Below are 22,464 nucleotides of genomic sequence, written 5' to 3'. Positions count from 1 at the left end.
GTCCCATGTTCACCACGTTTCTGATTGCATTTTTTGTGTTGGTGCTGATAGTTGCCGGTATGTCGATTGGTGCCGTGTTCCGCAACAAGCCGATCACCGGCTCCTGTGGTGGTTTGAACGCCATCGGCGATGCCGACCATTGTGTTGTTTGCAACCGGCCCATTGACAAGAACAGTCCGCTGAAAGAAAAATTGCAGCCTTGCAAAAACAAAGAGACCTCGGCTTAACCTAGGCCAAAATCTCCAAACACCATCATGGCAAAGCAAAGCGTGGCGATCAGACCGAGCGCGGTGCACTGCATTTGCCATCCCTGCGGTTTGTGCTTCCACACTGTGCGGAAGCGGCTGCCAGAAAGCGCGAAGGCGACGAGAAAGATAACACCCATCCAATGAGGCATGGGGGATAGGGCTGATAGCCAACTCTCCATTACACCGTTTCCTTGTTTTGCCGCAGGCATTTGCTTTGATCTCGAGATGCGTTGATCTAACAAACAAGGCCCAACGCACGCAAGTCTTCCCGCCGCATAAAACAATTACTGCCTTACGCATGTGTTATTTGCTTAACTTAGCCTGTGCAAGATTATTGACGATTCCCCAATGGCAGACTAAAAGGAAGCGCAATTCTTTGGCGGTTTAGCCGCCTCATGTTTGGGCAAGCCATGGATTCTTGCCTGCCTGTTTTCCGAAAGAAAAAACTGAATGACCATTCCAGACAGGGTTGCCCCAGCCCTATCAGCCGCCCTTGAAAAAAAAGGTTACGAAAGCCTAACAGCCGTACAAGAAGCGGTTTTGGCCGAAGAGCTGCAGGGCGTAGACCTGCTTGTCTCCGCGCAAACCGGCTCCGGCAAAACTGTGGCCTTTGGCATCGCTATTGCTCCTGAGGTTCTACAAGGGCAAGACAAACTGCCACGCGCTCAAGAACCGATTGCACTGGCCGTGGCGCCCACTCGCGAGCTTGCATTGCAAGTTAGCCGTGAACTGGAATGGCTTTATGGGCCCGCAGGTGCGCGGATTGCCACTTGTGTTGGCGGCATGGATATGCGCCGGGAACGTCGCAATTTACAACAAGGTGCGCATATTGTTGTGGGCACGCCAGGACGTCTGCGCGATCATATTGAACGCGGTTCGCTGGATATGTCGGCGCTGCGCACTGTGGTGCTTGATGAAGCGGATGAGATGCTCGATCTTGGCTTCCGCGAAGATCTAGAGTTTATTCTCGGTGCTGCGCCCGTTGACCGGCGCACCCTTCTCTTCTCTGCGACCGTGCCACCACAGATTGAATCTTTGGCGAAGAAATTCCAGCGAGATGCCCAACGGATTTCCACCATTGCACCACGTGAGCAGCATCAGGACATCTCCTATAAGGTGCTGCAAGTTGCTCCCAATGACCGCGAAAATGCGATTATCAATGTACTGCGCTACTATGAGGCGCAGAACACAATCATTTTCTGTGGCACCCGCGAGACGGTGAAGCACCTTTCGGCGCGTTTGGGCAACCGCGGTTTCTCTGTTGTGTCGCTTTCCGGTGAACTTACACAAGCCGAACGGAACAATGCGCTGCAAGCCATGCGCAACGGGCGCGCGCGCATCTGCGTGGCGACCGATGTGGCCGCACGCGGCATTGACTTGCCGAACCTTGATTTGGTGGTACACGCTGATTTGCCGACCAATGGTGAAACGCTGCTGCACCGCTCTGGCCGGACAGGCCGCGCGGGCCGCAAGGGTGTGTGTGCATTGATCGTGCCTTATACCCGTAAGCGTAACGCCAGCCGCCTGCTGCATTTTGCCAAAGTGAAGGCAGAGTGGGAAAGCGCCCCGACAGCCGATGCAATTCTTGAGCGCGACCATAAACGCATGCTGGAAGCACTGAGTGATGCCGCACCCGTGAGCGAAGATGAGGCAAAAGGCGTTGCAGAGCTGCTTGAGGCCTATAGCCCAGAACAGCTGGCTGCGGCATATTTGCGCCAGATGCAAACCACTTTGCCTGCTCCAGAAGAGCTTTTGGAAAAGGTTGATGGCGGCGAGCCACGCGAGCGGCGTGAACGTAGCAATTTTGAAGGCGGTGTGTGGTTCCGCTTGAACGTTGGGCGCAAGCACAATGCCGAGCCGCGCTGGTTGTTACCCATGATCTGTCGTGCGGGCCATATCACCAAGCGCGATATTGGCTCCATCCGCATCTTTGATGCAGATAGCCGCTTTGAGCTGAAGCCGGAGCTGGCGGAAAAGTTCCAAGAAACCGTCAAAGAGAACGGAACCGGCGAGAAGTCGATTACCATTTCCCGGATTGAGGGCAACCCGGAGGCTGGCCGCGGGGGCGGCGGTCGGCGTCCTCCACGTCGCGGCGGCGGCGGTGGTGGTGGCTACCGCGGTGGCGGTGGTGGTGGCGGTAAACGTCCACCACGGGAACGCGGCGAACGCCGGGAACGCGGTGAGCGCGGCTCTTGGGAAGGAAAAGGCTCTCGCAAGCGCGAGAGCTAAGGCATAAAGTAAAAGGCGGCTACAGGGCCGCCTTTTTCCGTTTGACTAGCAAGTCTATAAATTACTTTGTCAGGATTCGTTTAGCTGCGTAAGAGTGCAACAAGCACGCGGTCCAGCGCCTGTAGAAAATCCGAGCGATCTTTGGCCGAAAATGGCTTTGGCCCTCCCGTCATCTCACCAAAAGAGCGCAGATCCTCCTTCAGGTTACGTGTGGCCAGCGCCATCCCAATAGAATTACTGTCAAACTCTTTGCCTTTGGGAGAAAGCACTTTAGCACCGTTTTTCAAGCAACGATCTGCCAGCGGTATATCCTGTGTTACCACCACATCGCCTGCTTGTGCTTGCTCGGCAATGTAGTCATCGGCTTTGTCCGGCCCGCCTTCTACCTTGACAAATTGCACGTCCTGATCACGCGGAACACGCATAAAGCTATTGGCCACCAGATAGGTTTTTAGGCCATAGCGCTCTGCCACGCGGTACACCTCATCCTTGACGGGGCAGGCATCAGCATCGATGTAGATGCGTGTTTTGCTGTCATTCACCATGTTGATACCTCCGCTGCGTGCTATTATCGTTTCTTGTTGAAGGCTGCGGCCAATGCAGCTGCCATGGCATTGTTGCTATCTGCTGCTGCACCGGCTTTGCCTGAGGGTGCAGCTCCGCCCGAGGCTTTACCTCTTGCAGGTGTTGCACCTTTGCCTCTTGCCGGTGTGCCTTGTTTTGAGCGCGGAGCAGCGGGGGCGTTGCGGCGTTCTTGCACTTGCGAACGGGCTTCTGCACTATCCTTTTTCATGGTCAAGCCAATGCGCTTGCGTGGAGCATCCACCTCAACCACACGTACTTTGACAATATCCCCCGCCTTCACAACCTTATGCGGATCATCCACAAAACGATCAGCCAGTTGCGAGACATGGACAAGCCCATCCTGATGCACGCCAACATCTACAAACGCGCCGAAGTTGGTAACATTGGTAACTGTACCCTCCAGCATCATTCCCGGCTTGAGATCGGATATTTTTTCGATCCCCTCCTGCAATGCGGCGGTTTTAAATTCCGGGCGCGGGTCTCGGCCCGGTTTTTCCAATTCAGAGAAGATATCCTTCACCGTCGGCAAGCCGAATTTCTCGCTGGTAAACTCTTTTGGATCCAGCGTGCCCAAGGCGTTGGAGCCCATAATCTGGCGCAAATCACGGCCACAAGCCTTGATGATTTGCTGGGCTAGCGGGTAGGCCTCAGGGTGCACACTAGAAGCATCAAGCGGGTTGTCACCATCCGTAATACGCAGAAAGCCTGCACATTGCTCAAAGGCTTTTGGGCCAAGGCGCGCAACTTTCAAAATCTCTCGGCGATTTTTAAAGGCGCCAACGCTATCGCGATATTCGACAATGCCCTTGGCAAGGCTGTCAGTAAGCCCGGAAATTCGCGCAAGCAGGGGCGCAGAGGCGGTGTTGAGATCCACCCCCACTGCGTTCACAGCGTCCTCAACCACGCCATCAAGCGAGCGCGCCAGCTTGCTCTGGTTGACATCGTGTTGATACTGGCCAACGCCGATGGATTTGGGCTCGATTTTTACCAGTTCCGCCAGAGGGTCTTGCAAGCGACGGCCAATGGAAGCTGCCCCGCGCAGCGAAACATCAACATCAGGCATTTCTTTTGCTGCAAGCGCAGATGCTGAATAAACAGAAGCACCCGCCTCATTCACAATAACTTTTGTTGGCCGCTGATCGGCCGGAATTTCCTTTAGCACATCAGCTGCCAAGCGATCTGTTTCGCGGCTGGCGGTGCCATTGCCAATCGCGATAAGCGACACGCCATGTTTGGCAATAAGTGCCTTCATCACGGCCATAGAACCAACTACGTCGTTTTTCGGCGCAAACGGGTAAATGGTGGCCGTATCGACAAGCTTACCTGTCGTATCTACAACAGCTACTTTAACACCGGTGCGGATGCCCGGATCAAGTGCCAGCGTCACACGTGGGCCAGCAGGGGCTGCCAGAAGCAAGTCTTTCAAATTGCGCGCAAAAACGTTGATAGCTTCTTCTTCAGCGCGCTCGCGCAGGGTGTTCATCAAATCAAGCTCTAGGTGCAGCCCGATTTTGACCTTCCACGTCCAGCGCACCACGTCGCTCAGCCATTTATCCGCGGGGCGGCCTTCGTTGCGAATGCCTTGCGCTGCTGCAATCATTGCCTCAACTGGTTTTTGCTGGGCCTCTTGCTCATCATCGGGCAAAAGCTCCAGCGCCAGCACGCCTTCATTGCGCCCGCGTAGCAGCGCCAACGCCCGGTGGCTCGGGATGTGTTTCCAAGCCTCGGTATAATCGAAGTAATCAGCGAATTTGGCGCCTTCCTGCTCTTTGCCACTCACCACACTGGCGACAACTCTTGCATTCTTCGCAAGGTAATCGCGGAGTTTACCCACAAGGGCAGCATCCTCCGAAAAACGCTCCATCAGTATTTGGCGAGCGCCATCAAGCGCGGCTTTGGCATCGGCAAAGCCTTTTTCCGCATCTATATAGGCAGTGGCTGTCGCTTCCGGCGTTTTCTGCGGATCTTGCAGTAGGGCATCTGCCAGTGGCTCCAGCCCCGCCTCGCGAGCAATCTGGGCTTTGGTGCGGCGTTTCTTGCGAAATGGTAGATACAAATCCTCAAGGGCTGCCTTCGTTAGCGCGCCTGCTATTTGCCCACGCAGCTCGTCTGTCAGCTTACCCTGTTCTTCAATAGATGCCGTAATCGCTTTGCGGCGATCTTCCATTTCCCGCATGTAGATCAAGCGTTCTTCGAGAGTGCGCAACTGCGTATCATCAAGGCCGCCTGTCACCTCTTTGCGGTAGCGGGCGATGAAGGGGACTGTTGCCCCCTCGTCCAGCAGCTGCACGGTGGCGCTCACCTGCGCTGGGTTGGCACCGATTTCCGTGGCGATGCCGCGCGCGATCCGCAGGGCGATTTCAGGGGCCAAGCCCTTGGAGCTTCCGGTTGGAGACGGGGTAGAAACAGGAAGATCAGACATGCAACTCTCTTGGCTTAAGCATTGGTAATTGGCAAAAGGTCATGCGCGCTTAGCGCACGACCGTTACTTGCTGCGCGGCGCGGGTCACAGCGGTGTAGAGCCAGCGCTCCTTGTGGTCGCGAAACGCCCAGCTTTCGTCAAATAAAACCACATTATCCCATTGGGAACCTTGCGATTTATGTACGGTAAGCGCGTAGCCATAGTCAAACTCGTCAGCCCGGCGCCGGATCGCGTAGGGCAGCTGCTCTGCTCCCTCTTCAAACATCGAAGGCAGTACCTTCACCTGTACGCTGGTTTTCGCGAAATCATCTTCTGCCACCACGTCAAAACGCAGGGTATTGCCGCGCGGGGGGCGCAGGCGTTTTACATGCCAGAGGCCACCATTTAACAGCCCCTTCTGTTTGTCATTGCGCAGGCAAACCAGCTTGTCATCAACCGCTGGCATCTGCGTGGTGAAGCCTTTAAGCTCGCGGATGCGGTTGTTGTAAAGGCGGCGGGTCTTGTTGGTGCCCACCAGCACTTGATCTGCGGCAAGGATAATATCCTTGTTGATATCACGGCGCGAGATTACCGCGCTTTGGCCATAGTCGCCGTAGTGCAGCTCGCCGCCATCACGGATATCCATGGAAAGTCGCACAATGGGATTATCGCGCGCCTGTCGGTGCACCTCAGTGAGCATGAAATCCGGCTCGGCTTCGGTGAAAAAGCCGCCGCCCTTGACCGGCGGAAGCTGCGCAGGATCCCCTAGCACCAACACCTTTTTGCCAAACGAGAGCAAGTCGCGGCCAAGCTCCTCGTCCACCATCGAGCATTCATCAATGATGATAAGATCGCATTTAGCGGCAGCACTGTCTCGATTGATGGTGAATTGCGGCGTCACCTCTTCGTCGTCGTCTTCGCTTTGCTTGGTGCCTTTGGGACGGTAGATCAACGAGTGGATGGTAGAGGCATCGCCACACCCTTTCTGACGCAGCACATGGGCGGCCTTACCGGTGAAGGCGCCAAAGGCAACATCGCCATCGATGCCTTCTGCCAGATGCCTTGCCAAGGTGGTTTTGCCCGTGCCAGCGTAGCCAAACAGGCGAAACACTTGCGAACCACCGTGGCGCAGCCAGTCAGCCGCCGCTTGCAATGCATCATCTTGTTGTGGTGACCAATCCATGCGCGCGCAGCCCTGCCCTTGTTGTCCTATTTAAATCTCTCGAGCAGGTTCTTAGCTGATTTGTGCCGCTTCGTCGCTAGGGTTGTCGTGCTGGTTCACATGTTGTTCTGTATTTTACGCAATAGAGGAGCAAGTGAAGCACGATGGTTGCCTTGCCTGCCTGTTACAGGTTCGGCGTGCAACATGGAGTTTAAAATAGCCTCTTCCGTGGCTTCTGCAGCAGCGCGGAAAACCCTGTCTATACGGCGTTCGTCAATCTGCTCCACTTGCATGGTGCGGGCTCTGGAATTCAACCGCACCGGATCGGCAGTTGTGAAAGCAAGGGCAATGTCCCCACTGCCGTGGCCAAGATACGAACCTGTGCGTGCAAGGCCAACACCGGCGCGTTTGGCGACACGCTTCAGCTGACGTTCAGACAACGGTAGATCTGTGCCCAAGATCATAATTATGGAGCCTTTCTCCGGCCCGCGCTCTACGCTTTGCTCTTCTGCTGCAAGCAACTTGGCCAACGCTTCGCCCAGCGGCGTGCCTTGATAGATAAAATCTGGCAAGCGCCCCATGTTAGATAGTACCAGCGCCCCTAAATGAAAACTGTTCTTGCCAAGTTTTATTTGACGAGAGGCGCTGCCAATACCCCCCTTAAGGCCATAGGCCGACATGCCACGGCCAGCACCGACGGCTCCTTGCGCAAAGTCTGCTGCGGTGGTTTGCAAGGCTTCATGGGCATGATGTGGGCGCACGGCCAATGCGCGAATATCATTGAGCGGCGCATCGTTGCATTCAAACACAACCGGGTTCACCGTGCCAGCTTGCAGTCCGATTTCGGGAGTTTGTGCGAGCATGTGCTGGATCAGCCCTTCACTCACCGCAGCAACGCTTAATGTGTTGGTAAGCAGAATGGGGGTTTCAAGTTCGCCCAGTTCCTCTATCTGCACCAAGCCTATGCTCTTGCCAAAACCATTAAAGACGTGCACAGCGGCACGGGTTCGCAAGTGGAATGGATTGCCACCGTGGGTCGTAATGGCGGTCACACCGGTTTGACAACTCCCATCAGCAAGGGTGACATGCCCGACCATTACGCCAGGCACATCGCAGATGTTGTTTCGCATGCCTTTTTGCATAGCAACCTCTTCTGCTAAGTTTCCCTGTTGGGCTTACAGAATTAATCAGGATAGAGGAAACCGCAGTGAGACAAATTGATGCGTTTGTACCTGCGCCTGCATTATTGGCCGGGAATGGCTATTCTGCGGCCCTCACTATCAACTTCTTTGCCACAGATTAGACGATAGAACACTACTGCGGTATGCACAAAGTCGAGCAGCAATAGCGTTAATCCAAGGGCAGCCTGGTGCCAACTTGTGGGCTCGCTGACGTAAATCAGAAAGACCCAAGCGGTAAACAAGCATAGATCAAACAGGCCATGCAGAATGTTGCCAATATAAAAATGATGGATACCCATCATCCCGAACAAACCGCAGAGCGCAACAGCAACGCCGTAACTCTTTGGGCTTTTATTGGTATCGTTCTGAAGTTGCGTGTTCGCCTGAGGTGCGCCGCATTTAGGGCAATGTACGGCTTTATGCGCGATTTTTTGTCCGCAGCAAGTACAAAAGCCCCACCCAGCTGAAATTTGTTGGGAAGCGGTTTCTGTCATCGTTTTAGCGGCAAGCCTTCTTTGTCCTTAAAGGAGCCAACGATAATCAAAACCAAATCGATCAAAGACCAGATGCCCAAGCCACCCAAAGTGAGCAATTGCAGAATGCCTGTACCGATTTTACCAACATAAAAACGGTGAAGACCTAGAAAACCCAAGAAAAAGCAGAGCAAGGCGGCTGCAACAAAAGATTTTTCAGAAGTTACCGGGGCTGCTTCTGCGTTTGGAGCACCACAGCCTGGGCAGGAAGGTGCCGATTTGGCGATCTGCTGGCCACAGGTTGCGCAAAATGCCATGGCTGTGTTTGCCTGATCTACTTCAGGCGCGTTTGTTTGTTCAATTGTCATATCAATATAACCCTAGGAGAATCAACCTGAGGTTATTTATCATACTAGTTCATGCAGTCATAGTTTTAATGAATAAGACTTCACCAAAATTTCCTAACAAAATCACACAATAAAGCAGGCTCCCAAGCAGAATACCTGTCACCTTTTGTTAGTTTCATACGCAAAATAACTAGGTCAATTTCGCTTATTTAGTCAAAATCAATAAATATTTCCATAAATTCGTGCGAATTGTTACTTTATCACGCATATTTCCATCTTTTGTGGAGGCGTATTGATTGTGTTTGCGTTTAGCTTTGAGTGTACAGCTTGATTTACTATCGCATGACGTGATCGGGCGCCCCCATTAAGGAAGAGAGTAAGTCGCGCTGCTCGGGTAGCCTATTAGGCAGCCCACCCGAGCGTGGCGCTAGTGCCTTAGGCGGGGCTTGTTCCGGAAAGCAAATCTGCCTTCACTTTGATAATCGCTTTTTTGATTGCCTGAGGCTGCGTGATTGCCACCAACGGCCGATGTGGCTCACCTGGATAGAAGATAGCAAAATCGAAGGGCGCTAGGGTTATGGCCTGTTCGTTGTCGATTGTCTTACTCAAGGCGTAGTCTTTGGCCTCAAGTTCGTCTTCAATCAAATCCTTCGGCGGGGTGAGGCCGTAATCAATGGTTTCCTCGCCTTCGAGTAGGATCTGGATGTCAGCATAGGTCCGATGAAACTCCGCCTTACGTTGCTCTCTTGGCTCGGTTGCTGCTTCTACAACCAGCATAAATGCATCCTCCTCCCCCTCGATTGGGTAACGGCCTGCTGGCGGATTTTGTGCAAGAATCGCCTTTGCAGCGTTTATAATCACCTCCAGTTTTGCATTGATAAAAGAGACAGTAGAGAGCGAGGCAAGGTTTCCGTGAAGCATGGGTTATTCCTTATTCGTTGTGTTGCATACTCTAGCGTAAACTTGGAGCGTTGATGCTGAGTATAGCCTGATGCTCCCATTTTTTGTCGCGCTGTTGTTTAGATATGCAATATGCGCGCAAAAATCGCATGCTGAATTAGGTTTTTCTGGCGTTTGGAACTAGACAGATAGGGGCGTTAGCCTGTAGCAGATATTTTACGCAGTTTTTCAAGCAATCCCTTAGTTTTTCTCCTTGTAAATCCTGCGAAAAATACCGTTCCACCTGACTTGTCAGGTTTGTGACCCCCGTTGTGGTTGGCGTTGCCTCCCCCCTACGCGATAACGGCCAACCAGTTATGACAGATTATTGAGGACACACATGAGTGCAGATATCATCAGTTTTGGTGAACCTCTTTACGAATTTAATCAGGTCAAAGAGGTAGCAGAAGGGCCTGACTATCTCAGCGGCTTTGGCGGCGATGCGTCCAACTTCGCCTGCTCTGCAGCGCGCCAAGGAGCGAAGGTTGCCATGCTTTCGCACTTGGGCAGCGATGTATTTGGTGACGAGTTTATCAAACTGTGGGAGCGTGAGGGCGTGTCGACCGAGTTGGTCCAGCGCAATGCCGATGCCCCTACCGGTATTTACTTTGTAACGCATAATGAAGATGGTCATCACTTTACCTTTGCGCGTAAAGGCTCAGCTGCTGCTTTAATCGGGCCGGAGCAACTGCCTGCCGCGGCCATCAAGGCAGCAAAACTGCTGCACACAACCGCGATCACGCATGCCATCAGCGCAAGCTCTTCGGATGCGGTGTTCAAAGCCATCGAGATCGCCAAGGCTGGCGATACGCTGACTTCGTTTGACACCAACTTGCGCTTGCGCCTTTGGGGGCTGGAGCGTGCTCGCGGTGTTATCCACGAAACGGCGCGGCATGTCGATTTTATCATGCCAAGCGTGGATGAGGCAGAGCTGCTAACTGGCCTGAGTGATCCAGACGCAATCTGCGATTTCTACCTCAACCTTGGTTCCAAAACAGTGATTTTGAAGCTGGGTAAAGAAGGTGCCATGTATGCAACTGCCAATAAGCGCGAGCGTATAGCCGGTAACCCTGTGGAGGCGCTGGATGCAACTGGGGCAGGTGATTGTTTCTCCGGTGCCTTTTTCGCCAATGTCGTTGCAGGGCACGATCTGGCAGATTGCTTGCGCTACGCTAACGCAGCAGCAGCACTGACAACGCTTGGCTATGGCGGGGTCGCACCTATCCCGCGGCGCGAACGCGTCGAGGCCTTTATGGCCGAGCGCGCTCAAAGCTAAAAAGTAAAAAGGCCGATCTTTTCGGCCTTTTTTCCGCTTGCTTGGCAGCTTTAGTGCGCCAGAGGCACCGCGATATTGTCGATAAGGCGCGTGGCGCCAAGCCGCGCTGCAGCAAGCAGGCGTCCTTCCCTGTCAAGCTCGCTCAGTGGTGTTAAGTCATCCGCAGCGCGCAATTCCAGATAATCAACCTCCGCAAAGCCTGCTGCGCAAATCTGTTCTCGCGCATCAGCCAAAACTTTGGCCACTGGCTGACCCTGTTGAATACAATGTGCGGCGTGCAGCATAGCCCCGATCAATGCTGGCGCTGCGGCGCGCTGCTCAGGGCTCAAATGGACATTGCGTGATGACATGGCTAACCCATCTGCCTCACGCACTGTTGGCACAGGCTGAACAGTCACCGGGATATCCAGATCCCGCACGAAACGGCGGATAACCGCCAGCTGCTGGTAATCCTTTTCGCCAAAGTAGGCTTTGTTCGCTCCACTTTGCAGTAGCAGCTTGGTTACGACCGTTGCAACCCCATCGAAGTGGCCGGGCCGGTGTGCACCGCATAGGCCTTCGCTGACACCACTTACCGAAACATTGGTGGCGAAACCCTTCGGGTACATTTCTTCTAGATCAGGCACATAGAGCATATGGGCGCCAGCAGCCTGCACCTTGGCGGCATCTTCTGCCTCAGTGCGTGGGTAGTTTTGTAAATCAGTAGCCTCGTTAAACTGTTTGGGGTTCACAAACAGTGTAACTATCACGCGGTCTGCGTCGCGAAGGGCCGCTGCAACCAATTCCATATGGCCTAAATGCAATGCCCCCATGGTGGGAACCACAGCAACCGTGTGGCCCTGTTGCTTCCACTCCTGCACTCGCTGCGCCAAATCGCACCGTTGCCGGATAACCGAAAAACTCATGGCGCCCCCCCTTCTAACTTTTAAATGTGTGCTGCGGCTCGGGGAATGCGCGCGTGCGCACCTCCTCGGCATAGGCCTTGACTGCGTCTCCGGTCAGCTCACCAAGCTGGGCGTAGCGCTTCACAAATTTCGGTTTGAACTGGGTGAAAATTCCGAGCATGTCATCGACTACAAGGATTTGGCCATCACAGGCAGCAGATGCCCCAATGCCGATGCTGGGAATGCTGATCGCTTTGGTGATATCCTCGGCCAGCTCGGCGGGCACTTTTTCCAAGACCACAGCGAAAGCTCCGGCAGCTGCAACCGCCTTTGCATCGGCGCGAAGCTTGTCTGCTGCTGCTCCGCGCCCTTGCACTTTGTATCCGCCAAAGCCGTTGACGCCCTGCGGGGTGAGGCCGATATGCGCCATAACAGGGATACCGCGTGCCACCAGAAACTCGATGGTGCCGGCCATATGTACGCCGCCTTCCAGCTTTACGGCTGCACACCCGGTCTCGCGCATCAGGTGCGCCGCATTTTTGAAGGCCTGCTGCGGGCTTTCTTCATAGCTGCCAAACGGCATATCTACGACCAGCAATGCCTTTTGAAGACCGCGACGCACCGCTTTGCCGTGCATCACCATCATATCCAGCGTGACTTCCAAAGTGGAAGGCAAGCCGTGCATTACCATGCCAACACTATCGCCAACCAACACCACATCGCAGTGCTCGTCTAGTTGCTGCGCCATGGGTGTGGTGTAGGCCGTGAGGCAAACAATCGGTGCTTGACCTTTTTGCGCGGCGATATCTGGTGGAGTGAGGGCCTTGATTTGGCGGGATACACTCACGGCGAACTCCCTTGCTGCTTGCCATGGCCGCTAGGCCAGCGTGGCTTTTGTTTGCTGCTGTTTTGCATAAAAACGCCGGTAAGGGAAAGCCCTCACCGGCTGTTCACCCCAATAATTCTTAGGGCGCTGCTTGTTGCTCTATGAAAACTAGTGAAGCGATGCTCAATCCCGGCCCTGAATTGAATCATTGGTGAAAGAGATGTGGCGTCGCATTGCCTCTCTGGCTTGAGTGGCATCACGCGCTTCAATTGCCTCCAGAATGGCTTCATGTTCCTGCAGGCCGTGGCGTTGGGCAAACTCTGGCAAGGCTGTGTAGAGACCGCTGGAAATACTCATTCCAAGCGTGATCTGCGGCAACATGGTTTCGTAGAGTGTGAGCGCGTATCGATTATGGCTTGCCTTGACGATCGCCCTGTGGAAGCGCAAGTCCGCATCCACATCACCGCCGCTTTCGACACCACAGGAGCGAATGGTTTGCATGGCGCTGCGAATGGCCTCTAGATCGGAAGAGCGCCAGCGCTCGGCCGCCAGAGCTGCCATTTCCCCCTCAAAGGCCATGCGCGTTTCCTGACATTGCATGATGTCGCCAATATTGGTGATCGTGAAATCTACGGCTGCGGGTTTGACCTCATGGCCTGCCTCTTGCCCTTGCAGCACAAAGCTACCAGAGCCGCGGATGGTATTGATCACGCCATCCTCGCGCAGTCGCTCCATGGCGGTACGGACCACCGGGCGGGAGACATGATAACGTTGACACAAGGTGCTTTCCGTCGGCAATTTGAACCCTTTTGGAAACTCACCTGTGGCAATGCTTTGGCGGATCTGCTCATAAACAGAATTGCTCAAGCTCGCGGGCCGGGCCATGGCGCCTCTCTTATTATCATTGACTGCAATCAATATGCGGCAGCCTTGTATTTTATAATAAGGTTGATAGGCTAAGAAACAAATTCGTAGTTCCCCCTAGGATAACCTAGGGATTTATTTAAGAAATTGAGTTGCAAGCCACCTTCAAACACACAATTGTTTGGACTTGGCCAATGCTGGTTGATAAACAAGTCCGATAAGCTGAGCCCCAGTTTACTTGTTTTGACCGGATCTTTGATTGTGCCTAATTCAAAAAAAATAACTGTTGCCGATATTGCCCGCCAAGCCGGAGTTTCTGTTGCAACGGTTTCTAACGCGATCAACAACACCGGGCGAATGAGCGAGCAAACACGCGAGCGCGTACAAACAGCGATGAAAGAGCTGGGTTTTGTGCGCAATTACAGCGCCGCAAAACTGCGCTCTGGGCGTTCGCATCTTGTTGGCGTACTTGTGCAGGATCTCAGCAACCCGCTATATTCCGAGTTTGCCAGCGCTTTGGAGGCGGAACTGTCTGCGCATGGCTATATGCCCATCCTCGCAAATATCGGGGAAGATCTTGAGCGGCAAGATCAACTCTTGGGCGAACTGATCGGCCACGGTGTGGCTGGTGTGGTTGTTACTCCGGTAGCACGAAGTGTGGCGACGCAGTTTGACGCCATTGTACAACGGCAACTGCCCTGCATCACCATGATGCGTGAAGTGGAGGGACTGGCAGCCGACTTTATCGGCATTGACGATTTCCACGGCGGCTATTTGGTTGGGGAGCATCTGGTGCAGTTGGGTCATCACCGCTTTGCGATGATTGCCGGGCTTGAAGGGACAACCACGGCTCGCCTTCGCGGGGCAGGCTTTCTTGCCGCACTCAGCGAGGCAGGCATTCCCGCAGAGCAAGTGGTGAGCTTGCACAGTGAACCAACGCGTGAAGGTGGCGAGTTGACTGCGCGCAAGCTCCTGCAACAAGATCTCGGGTTCTCGGCCCTGTTTTGCCATAATGATATTATGGCCATTGGTGCCAGTGTTGCCCTGCGGGATATTGCGGGCATAGGCGCACGAAAAATCGCACTGGCTGGTTTCGATAATCTTGAGGTTTCAGCCATGTGGCAGCCCTCACTCACCACCGTTGAGACCAGTGCACAAGCGCTAGGCAAAGATGTCGGGGCCTTACTAATCGCCCGTTTGAACGGTGAAACAGGCGTGCCAGTCAGAAGACGACGTAAACCTAAACTGGTAGTGCGCGATTCCACTTTTGCCCTTAGGGAAGAGACCCTCTAAGCGCAAGTTGCGCACACAAACTCACAGTAACCCACAAGTGCCTTTTCACTTGGGCTCACACGATGATGGGCTCAATACCTTGCCGAGAATCACCGTAAATGGCGGTAAACCTCCATTAAGCATGGGGATAGAAACTGGCGCCGGAAGGCCTCCTATCTGTCACTCCACGAGTTTTTTAGGTTGACTCAAGTCAGCGCTAATGGAATTTATTAGGAACAATAAAAGAACATATCAGAAACAATACGCAGGAACTCATGGCCAAAGACCGCTCCATCCTTGAGACACTGCGCCACCAGCTCGCAACGCTTGAGGGGCGCCTTCCCGAGACGTTGCAGACCCCGCCGGTCTCTGCACCCGCCGCTGTCTCGCAGGGGCCGGCACCTCCAACTGGCACAAATCAGGCGCACAGGACGAACACTTTGTCGCTCGGGCCACTCAATGGCTTTTTTCAGCATGGCGGTTTGCCCTCTGGGAATATCCATGAGTTCTACGGGGAGCAGATGCGCCAAAGCGGTGCGTTAAGCGGTTTCGCCCTCGCCGTTTTGTGTCAACAGATGAAGCAGAAAACAGGAAAAGTTGTTTGGGTTTGCGAGCGGTCAGTGAGCCGCGAAGTTGGTCTCCCCTATGGGCCGGGGCTTTTGGAATTTGGCATTGATCCCGGGCGGATCATTCTGGTGCAGGTAAAGCAAAGCGCGGAGCTGTTCTGGGCCTTGGAAGAGGCCTTGCAGTGCACTGATCTTGCCGGTGTCGTCGGCGAAGTGGCACAGGCACAACGGGTGCTGAGCTTGACTGTATCTCGGCGTCTAGGTTTGCGCTCGCAAGGGAGCGGAGTGCCGCTCTTTTTACTTGCACATGGCTCAAGCTCGCCGGGCAGCAGTGCAGCTCTCAGTCGATGGTGGATCGAGGGGCGTGCAGCAGGCCCGGCTCATATGCCCCATCGTGACCAGCATAGCCCGCGTGCCTTGCTGGGAAATGCCAGTTGGCAAGCATGTGTTGACAAAAACCGGCAAGGAACCCGTGGCCGAAAAGACGTGGAGTGGAACCATGCAGCAGCAAAACTTGTTAGCCGGACACCAACGCATTCTGTGCCTCTGGCTGAGCGAACACAGCACCGACCGATGGTGTCGTCAGGAGCTGGGCAAGTCGTGGCTTTGCGACGCCCAACGCCTAGCGGACGAGATTACGGACACAGCCAGCCGTAGCAAAGCGACACAGGAGTTGCCCCCCGCATTGCGTCCACGGGCGCTCTATCACCAAGAGGCGAATGCCTATCGTCTTTGTGGCTTGAATACCCCAGCACGAACAGCGGGCCTTCTGCTGGGCAGTGGTCTGGCCGATGCACGCGCACGTGTTCCTGAATTGTTGTGCCAAGAAGCTGATCACCAAGCCGAACAAGCACTACTTGAAAGCTTGGCGGACTGGTGCGATCGCTACACGCCTTTGGTGGGTCTGCATCACCTTGGTTGGCGAAAGGAAGATGCCAGTCTGCTACTTGATATTAGCGGTTGTGCGCATCTTTTTGGCGGTGAAGAGGCGCTGCTTGAGGACATGCAGCAGCGCCTGCTCACACAAGGCTTTCACAGCTCCGTTGCCATTGCAGATACAATCGGTGCGGCTTGGGCCTTGGCCCATTACGGCGGCGGGATTATTCCCCGCGGCAAACAGGCGGAGCGTTTGGCGCCACTGCCGATGGCGTTGCTGCGCATTGCCCCCGATGCTGTGGATGGAATGGCACAGGTTGGCCTCAACAAGATCGGTGATCTTTATGGCAGGCAGCGTGCTGCATTCACCCGGCGCTACGGCCAAGACGTGATGCAACGCTATGATCAGGCTCTTGGTGCTGTTGCTGAACCACTTTCGCCGCGCCGCCCGCCGCCTGCCTTTGTCACCGAACGGCGGTTTTTCGATCCAATCTCAAGGGAAGACGATATTTTGCTGGTTTGTGAAGAGCTCAGTGAACAACTTGCAACACAACTTGAGAAAAAGGGGGAAGGCGGGCGCCTGTTCGAGCTTGCATTGTTCCGCGTGGATGGAGCAGTGCGGCGTGTACGTGTGGGCACAGGTAACCCAGTACGTACCCCTGCCTTGGTCGTGCGGTTGTTTCGCGAGAAACTAAAAAGCCTGCATGATGCACTGGAGGCGGGCTATGGATATGACCTCTTGCGCCTACAAGCCATGCAAGTGCAGGCTTGCAATGCTGTTCAAACCTCCCTCAATGAAAACCGATTGCAGGCCAGCTGCGCGGTGGCAGAGCTGATTGATAATTTAGGGGCACGATTTGGTCTGGATGCAATCAATCATATGTTACCCTGTGACAACCATATGCCTGAATTGGCCTCTGAACTTGCACCGGCAGCTTTGGTGCATGAGAGCGCAACTTTTTGGGCTGAGGCCACTTTGCCGGAGGCAGGACTTACGCGCCCCCTACGCCTGCTTGAACAACCGGAGCCTGTTGAAGCACTGGCCATGGTGCCAGAGGGACCGCCACTGCGCTTTCGTTGGCGCAAAGCGCTTTATGAAGTGGCACGCAGTGAGGGGCCAGAGCGCATCTGCCCACCATGGTGGTGCGAGGACAGCGGCGCGCGCGATTATTTTCGGATTGAGGATCAGGATGGACGGCGTTTCTGGCTGTTTCGCGAAGGGGTGTTTGGTTTAGAAAACGGACCGCAGCCACGCTGGTTTTTGCAGGGGGTTTTCGGGTGATGCCCCTCTCCTTACACTATGGATCGGTACAGTTTTCTGAAATGTGCTGTGCCAGCAATTTTTCTTTTCTGCGCGGTGCCTCTCACCCCGAAGAACTTGCGTTTACTGCGGCTAAACTCGGAATGCCCGCGATCGGTATATGTGATCGAAATTCATTAGCTGGCATCGTTCGGCTGCATGTCGCATGCCGAGAGGCCAAGGTGCGGGCGGTGACAGGGTGTCGGCTTGCCTTTCAAGATGATACTCCAGACATTGTGGTGTGGCCGCAAAACCGCGCGGGCTACGGGCAACTGTGCCAATTGCTCTCCACGGGAAACAGGCGCGCACCTAAGGGGCAGTGCTTTCTAAGGCTTGACGATTTACTGGCCTTACATGAAGGGCTGTCGCTAGCAGTATTACCGAGTTTTACCCAGCTTCTTAGCGAGGGATCTGCGGTAGAGCGTCCGCTGGAACACTTACAGGCCCGTTTTGGCAAAGCTGTGCGGCTTGCAGCTGTGCTTGATTATGGCAAAGCAGACCGCCGCAAGCTGGAGCGCTTGCTGAGGCTTTCAGATCGCTGCACGGTGCCATTGCTTGCCAGCAATGATGTGCTTTATCACGAGGCGGCACGGCGTCCCCTGCAAGATGTGCTCAGCTGTATTCGGCTCCATACAACTTTGCAAAGTGCGGGCAAGCAACTTGAGGCCAATAGCGAGCGCCATCTGAAAGATACCGAGCAGATGCAAGAGTTGTTTCAAGCCTACCCACCGGCGGTGCAAGAAAGCCAGAAGCTGCTCGATGAAATTGAGTTCTCACTTGATGAGCTGCGCTACGAGTATCCGCAGGAGCGCTATGCCTCTGGCCTTACGGCACAGGATGAGTTAACGCGCCTTGCGTGGGTTGGCGCGCGCGAACGTTATGGCGCGGAAGTACCGGATAAGGTTCGCAAGGCCATCTGCCACGAGCTGCACCTCATTGGCACTCTTGAGTACGCCCCCTATTTCCTCACCGTGCATGATATTGTCGCCTATGCTAAATCACAGGGGATTCTATGTCAGGGGCGCGGCTCAGCAGCCAACTCGGCGGTGTGTTTCTGCCTCGGCATTACCGAGGTGGACCCAAAGCGCGCTGACTTGCTTTTTGAGCGTTTTATTTCCCCAGAACGCAAAGAGCCGCCGGATATTGACGTCGACTTCGAGCATGAGCGGCGCGAGGAAGTTATTCAGTACATCTACAGGAAGTATGGGCGCGAACATGCGGGCCTTGCTGCAACAGTAATCACCTATCGCTCACGCTCGGCCCTGCGGGAGGTGGCTAAAGTCTTCAACCTGTCGCAAGATGCCGCAAGTGCCATGGCCCAGACTATCTGGGGCCGCTCCAGCAAGGGAGGTAAGGCCACGCATATCGCTGAGGCCGGACTCTACCCTAACGATCCCGTAATTGCGCAAGTGCTTAAGCTCTCGCAGGAGCTGATCGGCTTCCCACGTCATTTATCCCAGCATGTGGGTGGGTTTGTCATAACACGTAGGCGGCTTGACGAGAGCGTACCCATTATGAACGGTGCCATGCCCGATCGCACCCATATTGAGTGGGACAAGGATGATCTAGAAGCCATTGGCATGTTGAAAATCGACGTACTGGCGCTTGGTATGCTCACTGCACTGCGCAAGGGCATGGATCTGTTGCACGCACACTATGGAAAATCTCTAGCCCTTGCGAGCATTCCTGCTGAAGAATCTGAGGTTTATGACATGATTTGCCGTGCCGATACGCTTGGGGTTTTTCAGATTGAAAGCCGCGCGCAGATGACCATGTTACCGAGACTGCGGCCTCGAAATTTTTATGATCTGGTCATCGAGGTGGCAATTGTACGCCCCGGACCTATTCAGGGCGATATGGTGCATCCCTATTTACGCCGCCGCCAGAAAAAGGAGATGGTGCATTATCCCAAGGATGAGCTCAGAGAGGTTCTGCAACGCACGCTTGGGGTGCCCTTGTTTCAAGAGCAAGCAATGCAGATCGCCATCGTGGCAGCTGGCTTTGAACCGGCTGAAGCTGATCGTTTGCGCCGTGCAATGGCAACCTTCCGCCGCGTGGGGACAATTGGCACATTTCAACGCAAGATGATCGAGGGCATGACGGCACGGGGCTATGAAAAGAGCTTCGCCGAGCGTTGTTTCAAGCAGATTGAAGGTTTTGGAGAATACGGCTTTCCCGAGAGCCATGCAGCGAGCTTTGCACTGCTCGTCTACGCTTCTTGCTGGCTGAAAGCGCGTTATCCAGATGCCTTTTTAGCTGCCATGTTGAACGCACAACCGCTTGGCTTTTATGCCCCGGCGCAACTTGTTCGCGATGCGCGCGAGCATGGTGTGGATGTGCGCGATGTGGATATCAATCTGTCTAACTGGGATAGCACACTTGAGCCGGGTGGTTATGCCTGGCGGCGTGTCCATATGCGCCATAGCGACATGCAGGCCACAATAAAAGCAACCCATGCGGTACGCCTTGGCTTTCGGCAGGTTAAGGGCCTGTCACAAGAAGACATGCATAGGCTTGTTCAAGCGCGTGGTAATGGCTACGATTCCTTGCGCGACCTTTGGCTGCGCACCGGCTTGTCGCGCTCGGTACTCATACGGCTGGCGGAGGCGGACGCATTCCGCTCGATCGGCTTAGCACGGCGAGGAGCCTTGTGGGCTGCCCATGGGTTAGAAGAGGGCAGTTCGGCGCAGCGCCTCCCTCTCTTTGATAGCGCACAGCATGGGGATTTACGCGAAGAACAGGATGCGCAGCTACCACCAATGCTACTTGGGGAACAAGTCATGCTTGATTATCGCAAGCTTGAACTTTCCTTGCGAGCACACCCTGTAGAGTTCGCACGGGCTGATCTAAACAAGCAGCGCATCCTACCTTGTGACCACCTTGGGAACGCTGCTAATGGCAGTTATGTAGAGGTGGCGGGGCTTGTGCTCGTGCGCCAGCGCCCAGGGACAGCCAGTGGTGTTATCTTTCTTACACTAGAAGATGAAAGCGGCACCGCAAACGTGGTTATCTGGCCACGTTGCTTTGAAAAATACCGCGCAGAAGTGATTGGAACGCGTTTCATTAAGGTGCGAGGCCGGGTGCAAAAGGAGGATGGGGTAATTCACCTCATTGCAACGCAGATTTCAGAGGCCTCAAATCTACTTGCAGGCTTGGGAGGCACCAAATTGCTGCATGAGGCCCTTGCCCGTGCGGACGAAGTCCGTGCACCGCTCATCGAGTTGGCGGAGAAAATAAAGCCGGGCCGTGGCTTAGCTGCTGCTGTGAAAGAAACACCCGAACTCAGTCAAGATTATTTGCGGCTTGCAGATTATCGACGGGAATCCAATGAGCAAACCACCGTTTTGCCTAAGGGGCGCAATTTTATGTGACAGTTACGGGTCAAGCGTATTGGTCTGAGATTGCTTGCTTAGTCACTAGGATTTTATGTTTTCTCATTGAATATTTGATTTTGGTCGTGCCGTTATGCGCGGTCGTGGAGTTTTGTGCGTGCGGGTGCTATTTAGCGGATAACGTACAATATCTTTCGCACATTTGCTTTTGAGGACGGTTCCACTCACACTTGTTGAGGGGATCTGACTATGGACGAGACTGATCATAAGAAGGAATTGAATAATGTCATCCGCATTGATTAAGCGCGGATCAAGGATCATCTTGGCGAGATGGTTCGGGGCCCAGTTGAGGAAGCCTTGAATACGCTGCTGGATGCTGAAGCCGACCGGCTTTGCGGCGCGGGCCGTTATGAGCGTAGCCAAGGGCGTCAGGCTACGCGCGCGGGCAGTTATGAGCGCTCGCTTCACACTAAGGCGGGGCCTGTTAAGCTGAAGATGCCCAAGCTGCGCAAGCAGGCTTTTGAGACGGCGATCATTGAGCGCTATCAGCGCCGGGACAGCTCGGTTGAAGAGGCGCCTAGTGAGATGTATCTGGCCGGCGTTTCCGTGCGCCGCGTGGAGGATATAACGGAAGCCCTGTGGGGCACGCGGGTCTCGCCCCGCACGGTTTCCAACCTCAACAAGAAGATTTATGCCAAAGTCGAGGAATGGCGTCATCGGCGCATTGAGGGTGATCATCCTTACCTTTAACTGGATGGCATCGTGATGAAACGCACTTGGGCCGGTGAAGTGCGCAATGTCTCGCTACTGGTGGCGTCTGCCGTCAATTCAGAAGGATACCCTGTGATTCTTGGTATTTGCGAGGGAGCAAAAGAAGACAAATCCGGCTGGTCGTCCTTCCTGCGCCACCTTTTGGATCGCGGCCTGTCAGGCGTGCAATTGATCATTTCCGATGCCTGACGGGGTCTAGTGGAAAGCATCACAGAATACCTGCCCGACGCCCGCTGGCAACGCTGCATGGTCCACTTCTACCGCAATGTATTCTCCCATGTGCCCTCCACGAAGGTCCGGGAGTTGAGCCATATGCTCAAAGCAATCCATGCTAGGGAAAGCCTTAAAGCGGCACAAGAAAAGGCACGAACAGTGGTTGCGGAGCTACGCTCAAGGCGCCTGACCAGAGCCGCTGAACTGATTGAAGAGCATATTGATGAAACGCTGAGTTTCTACGCCTTCCCGGATAGCCACTGGCGTAAGATCAGGACCAATAACCCGCTGGAACGCATCATGAGAGAGATCCGCCGCCAAACCCGTGTGGTGGGCGCGTTTCCAGACGGACAACCCTGCCTTAACCTGGCGGCCGCTAGGTTAAGGCATATCGCGGCTCCACATGGGCATCAAAACGCCACATGAACATGAAGCCGCTCTTTGAGAGTACTGAACTTCAAACCGGAGCTGTCGCCTGAAAACTAAAAGTGCGAAAGATTGTTGACACTACCATTTAGCGCGCACTTAGACAACGATGCGCGCATGCTGCCGTTTGTACGTGCGTTGCTGAATGAAGCTAGTTTGTATTTTGGGAGGTTTTTTATGTGTTTGTTTGAATTTGAAGTGTGTGTGTGTGTGAGGTTATCATGTCCGGCGGCGCCCTACTCTCCCGCGTCTTAAGACGAAGTACCATTGGCGCAGGGGCGTTTCACTTCCGA

18 protein-coding genes and 1 pseudogene are annotated in these 22,464 nt (G+C 54.4%); 8 read left to right on the top strand and 11 right to left on the bottom strand.

Annotated features, from left to right (window positions below; genetic code table 11):
• The first annotated feature begins 5 nt into the window (after nucleotides 1–5).
• Entirely contained in the window at nucleotides 6–227 is a 222-nt protein-coding gene (gene nqrM / locus AYK82_RS06380; RefSeq protein ID WP_068312885.1) for a (Na+)-NQR maturation NqrM, read from the top strand.
• Here the strand turns inward: nqrM and AYK82_RS17955 are convergent.
• Entirely contained in the window at nucleotides 224–427 is a 204-nt protein-coding gene (locus tag AYK82_RS17955) for a hypothetical protein (protein ID WP_068312881.1), read from the bottom strand. The two genes, nqrM and AYK82_RS17955, sit on opposite strands and share 4 nt — an antisense overlap.
• 271 nt (nucleotides 428–698) lie before the next feature.
• Here AYK82_RS17955 and AYK82_RS06370 point away from each other — a divergent pair, with 271 nt between their 5' ends.
• On the top strand, nucleotides 699–2,477 hold the full coding sequence (locus tag AYK82_RS06370) for a DEAD/DEAH box helicase (protein WP_068312879.1): 1,779 nt from the start codon (nucleotides 699–701) through the stop codon (nucleotides 2,475–2,477).
• 80 nt (nucleotides 2,478–2,557) lie between these two features.
• Here the strand turns inward: AYK82_RS06370 and AYK82_RS06365 are convergent, their stop codons facing one another.
• The 7 genes from AYK82_RS06365 to nanQ form a co-directional block, all read right to left on the bottom strand.
• Complete coding sequence (locus AYK82_RS06365; RefSeq protein ID WP_068312871.1) at nucleotides 2,558–3,022, bottom strand: YaiI/YqxD family protein; 465 nt, start codon at nucleotides 3,020–3,022, stop codon at nucleotides 2,558–2,560.
• Nucleotides 3,023–3,045: 23 nt separating this feature from the next.
• Entirely contained in the window at nucleotides 3,046–5,484 is a 2,439-nt protein-coding gene (locus AYK82_RS06360) for a Tex family protein (protein ID WP_068312868.1), read from the bottom strand.
• 49 nt (nucleotides 5,485–5,533) lie between these two features.
• Nucleotides 5,534–6,646, bottom strand: a complete 1,113-nt coding sequence (locus AYK82_RS06355) for an ATP-dependent DNA helicase (protein ID WP_068312867.1) — start codon at nucleotides 6,644–6,646, stop codon at nucleotides 5,534–5,536.
• Between the two features lie 95 nt (nucleotides 6,647–6,741).
• Complete coding sequence (locus AYK82_RS06350; RefSeq protein WP_068312866.1) at nucleotides 6,742–7,767, bottom strand: DmpA family aminopeptidase; 1,026 nt, start codon at nucleotides 7,765–7,767, stop codon at nucleotides 6,742–6,744.
• Between the two features lie 101 nt (nucleotides 7,768–7,868).
• Nucleotides 7,869–8,300 carry an NINE protein gene (locus tag AYK82_RS18580; protein WP_068312862.1) on the bottom strand — a complete coding sequence of 144 codons (432 nt, stop codon included), beginning with the start codon at nucleotides 8,298–8,300 and terminating at the stop codon, nucleotides 7,869–7,871.
• Entirely contained in the window at nucleotides 8,297–8,647 is a 351-nt protein-coding gene (locus tag AYK82_RS06340) for a TM2 domain-containing protein (RefSeq protein WP_082733790.1), read from the bottom strand. Before AYK82_RS06340 ends, AYK82_RS18580 begins: the two co-directional genes overlap by 4 nt.
• Nucleotides 8,648–9,061: 414 nt before the next feature.
• Nucleotides 9,062–9,547: an N-acetylneuraminate anomerase gene (nanQ, locus tag AYK82_RS06335; protein ID WP_068312859.1), complete on the bottom strand. Its 486-nt coding sequence runs from the start codon at nucleotides 9,545–9,547 to the stop codon at nucleotides 9,062–9,064.
• 358 nt (nucleotides 9,548–9,905) lie between these two features.
• Here nanQ and AYK82_RS06330 point away from each other — a divergent pair, with 358 nt between their 5' ends.
• Entirely contained in the window at nucleotides 9,906–10,841 is a 936-nt protein-coding gene (locus tag AYK82_RS06330; protein ID WP_068312856.1) for a sugar kinase, read from the top strand.
• A 50-nt stretch (nucleotides 10,842–10,891) separates the two neighbouring features.
• Here the strand turns inward: AYK82_RS06330 and panC are convergent, their stop codons facing one another.
• The 3 genes from panC to AYK82_RS06315 all read right to left on the bottom strand — a co-directional run bounded on the left by panC (nucleotide 10,892) and on the right by AYK82_RS06315 (nucleotide 13,436).
• The gene (panC, locus tag AYK82_RS06325) at nucleotides 10,892–11,746 is read right to left on the bottom strand and encodes a pantoate--beta-alanine ligase (protein ID WP_068312853.1); all 855 of its coding nucleotides are present in this window, start codon (nucleotides 11,744–11,746) and stop codon (nucleotides 10,892–10,894) included.
• A gap of 13 nt (nucleotides 11,747–11,759) precedes the next feature.
• A complete protein-coding gene (gene panB, locus AYK82_RS06320) occupies nucleotides 11,760–12,572 on the bottom strand; it encodes a 3-methyl-2-oxobutanoate hydroxymethyltransferase (RefSeq protein ID WP_068312852.1) in 813 nt (270 codons plus the stop codon).
• A 162-nt stretch (nucleotides 12,573–12,734) separates the two neighbouring features.
• Nucleotides 12,735–13,436 carry a FadR/GntR family transcriptional regulator gene (locus AYK82_RS06315; protein ID WP_068312850.1) on the bottom strand — a complete coding sequence of 234 codons (702 nt, stop codon included), beginning with the start codon at nucleotides 13,434–13,436 and terminating at the stop codon, nucleotides 12,735–12,737.
• Between the two features lie 240 nt (nucleotides 13,437–13,676).
• Here AYK82_RS06315 and AYK82_RS06310 point away from each other — a divergent pair, with 240 nt between their 5' ends.
• The 5 genes and pseudogenes from AYK82_RS06310 (at nucleotide 13,677) to AYK82_RS06290 (ending at nucleotide 22,224) form a co-directional block, all read left to right on the top strand.
• Nucleotides 13,677–14,708 carry a LacI family DNA-binding transcriptional regulator gene (locus AYK82_RS06310; protein WP_172795198.1) on the top strand — a complete coding sequence of 344 codons (1,032 nt, stop codon included), beginning with the start codon at nucleotides 13,677–13,679 and terminating at the stop codon, nucleotides 14,706–14,708.
• A gap of 254 nt (nucleotides 14,709–14,962) precedes the next feature.
• Entirely contained in the window at nucleotides 14,963–15,910 is a 948-nt protein-coding gene (locus AYK82_RS18305) for an ImuA family protein (RefSeq protein WP_068312840.1), read from the top strand.
• 16 nt (nucleotides 15,911–15,926) lie between these two features.
• Nucleotides 15,927–17,411 (top strand): Y-family DNA polymerase, encoded by a 1,485-nt coding sequence (locus tag AYK82_RS06300; protein ID WP_244265720.1) that lies wholly within the window; start codon nucleotides 15,927–15,929, stop codon nucleotides 17,409–17,411.
• Nucleotides 17,411–20,800, top strand: coding sequence for an error-prone DNA polymerase (locus tag AYK82_RS06295; protein WP_068312838.1), 3,390 nt, complete (start codon nucleotides 17,411–17,413; stop codon nucleotides 20,798–20,800). The genes AYK82_RS06300 and AYK82_RS06295 overlap by 1 nt, the downstream gene beginning before the upstream one ends.
• Nucleotides 20,801–21,091: 291 nt before the next feature.
• Nucleotides 21,092–22,224, top strand: a pseudogene (locus AYK82_RS06290) (IS256 family transposase).
• The last annotated feature ends 240 nt before the right edge of the window (nucleotides 22,225–22,464 follow it).

Origin of the sequence: Polycladidibacter hongkongensis (assembly GCF_001561995.1) — a bacterium.
GTDB lineage: Bacteria > Pseudomonadota > Alphaproteobacteria > Rhizobiales > Stappiaceae > Pseudovibrio > Pseudovibrio hongkongensis.
The sequence above is the reverse complement of the archived record's forward strand: the minus strand, read 5'-3'. Positions and strand labels throughout refer to the sequence as shown.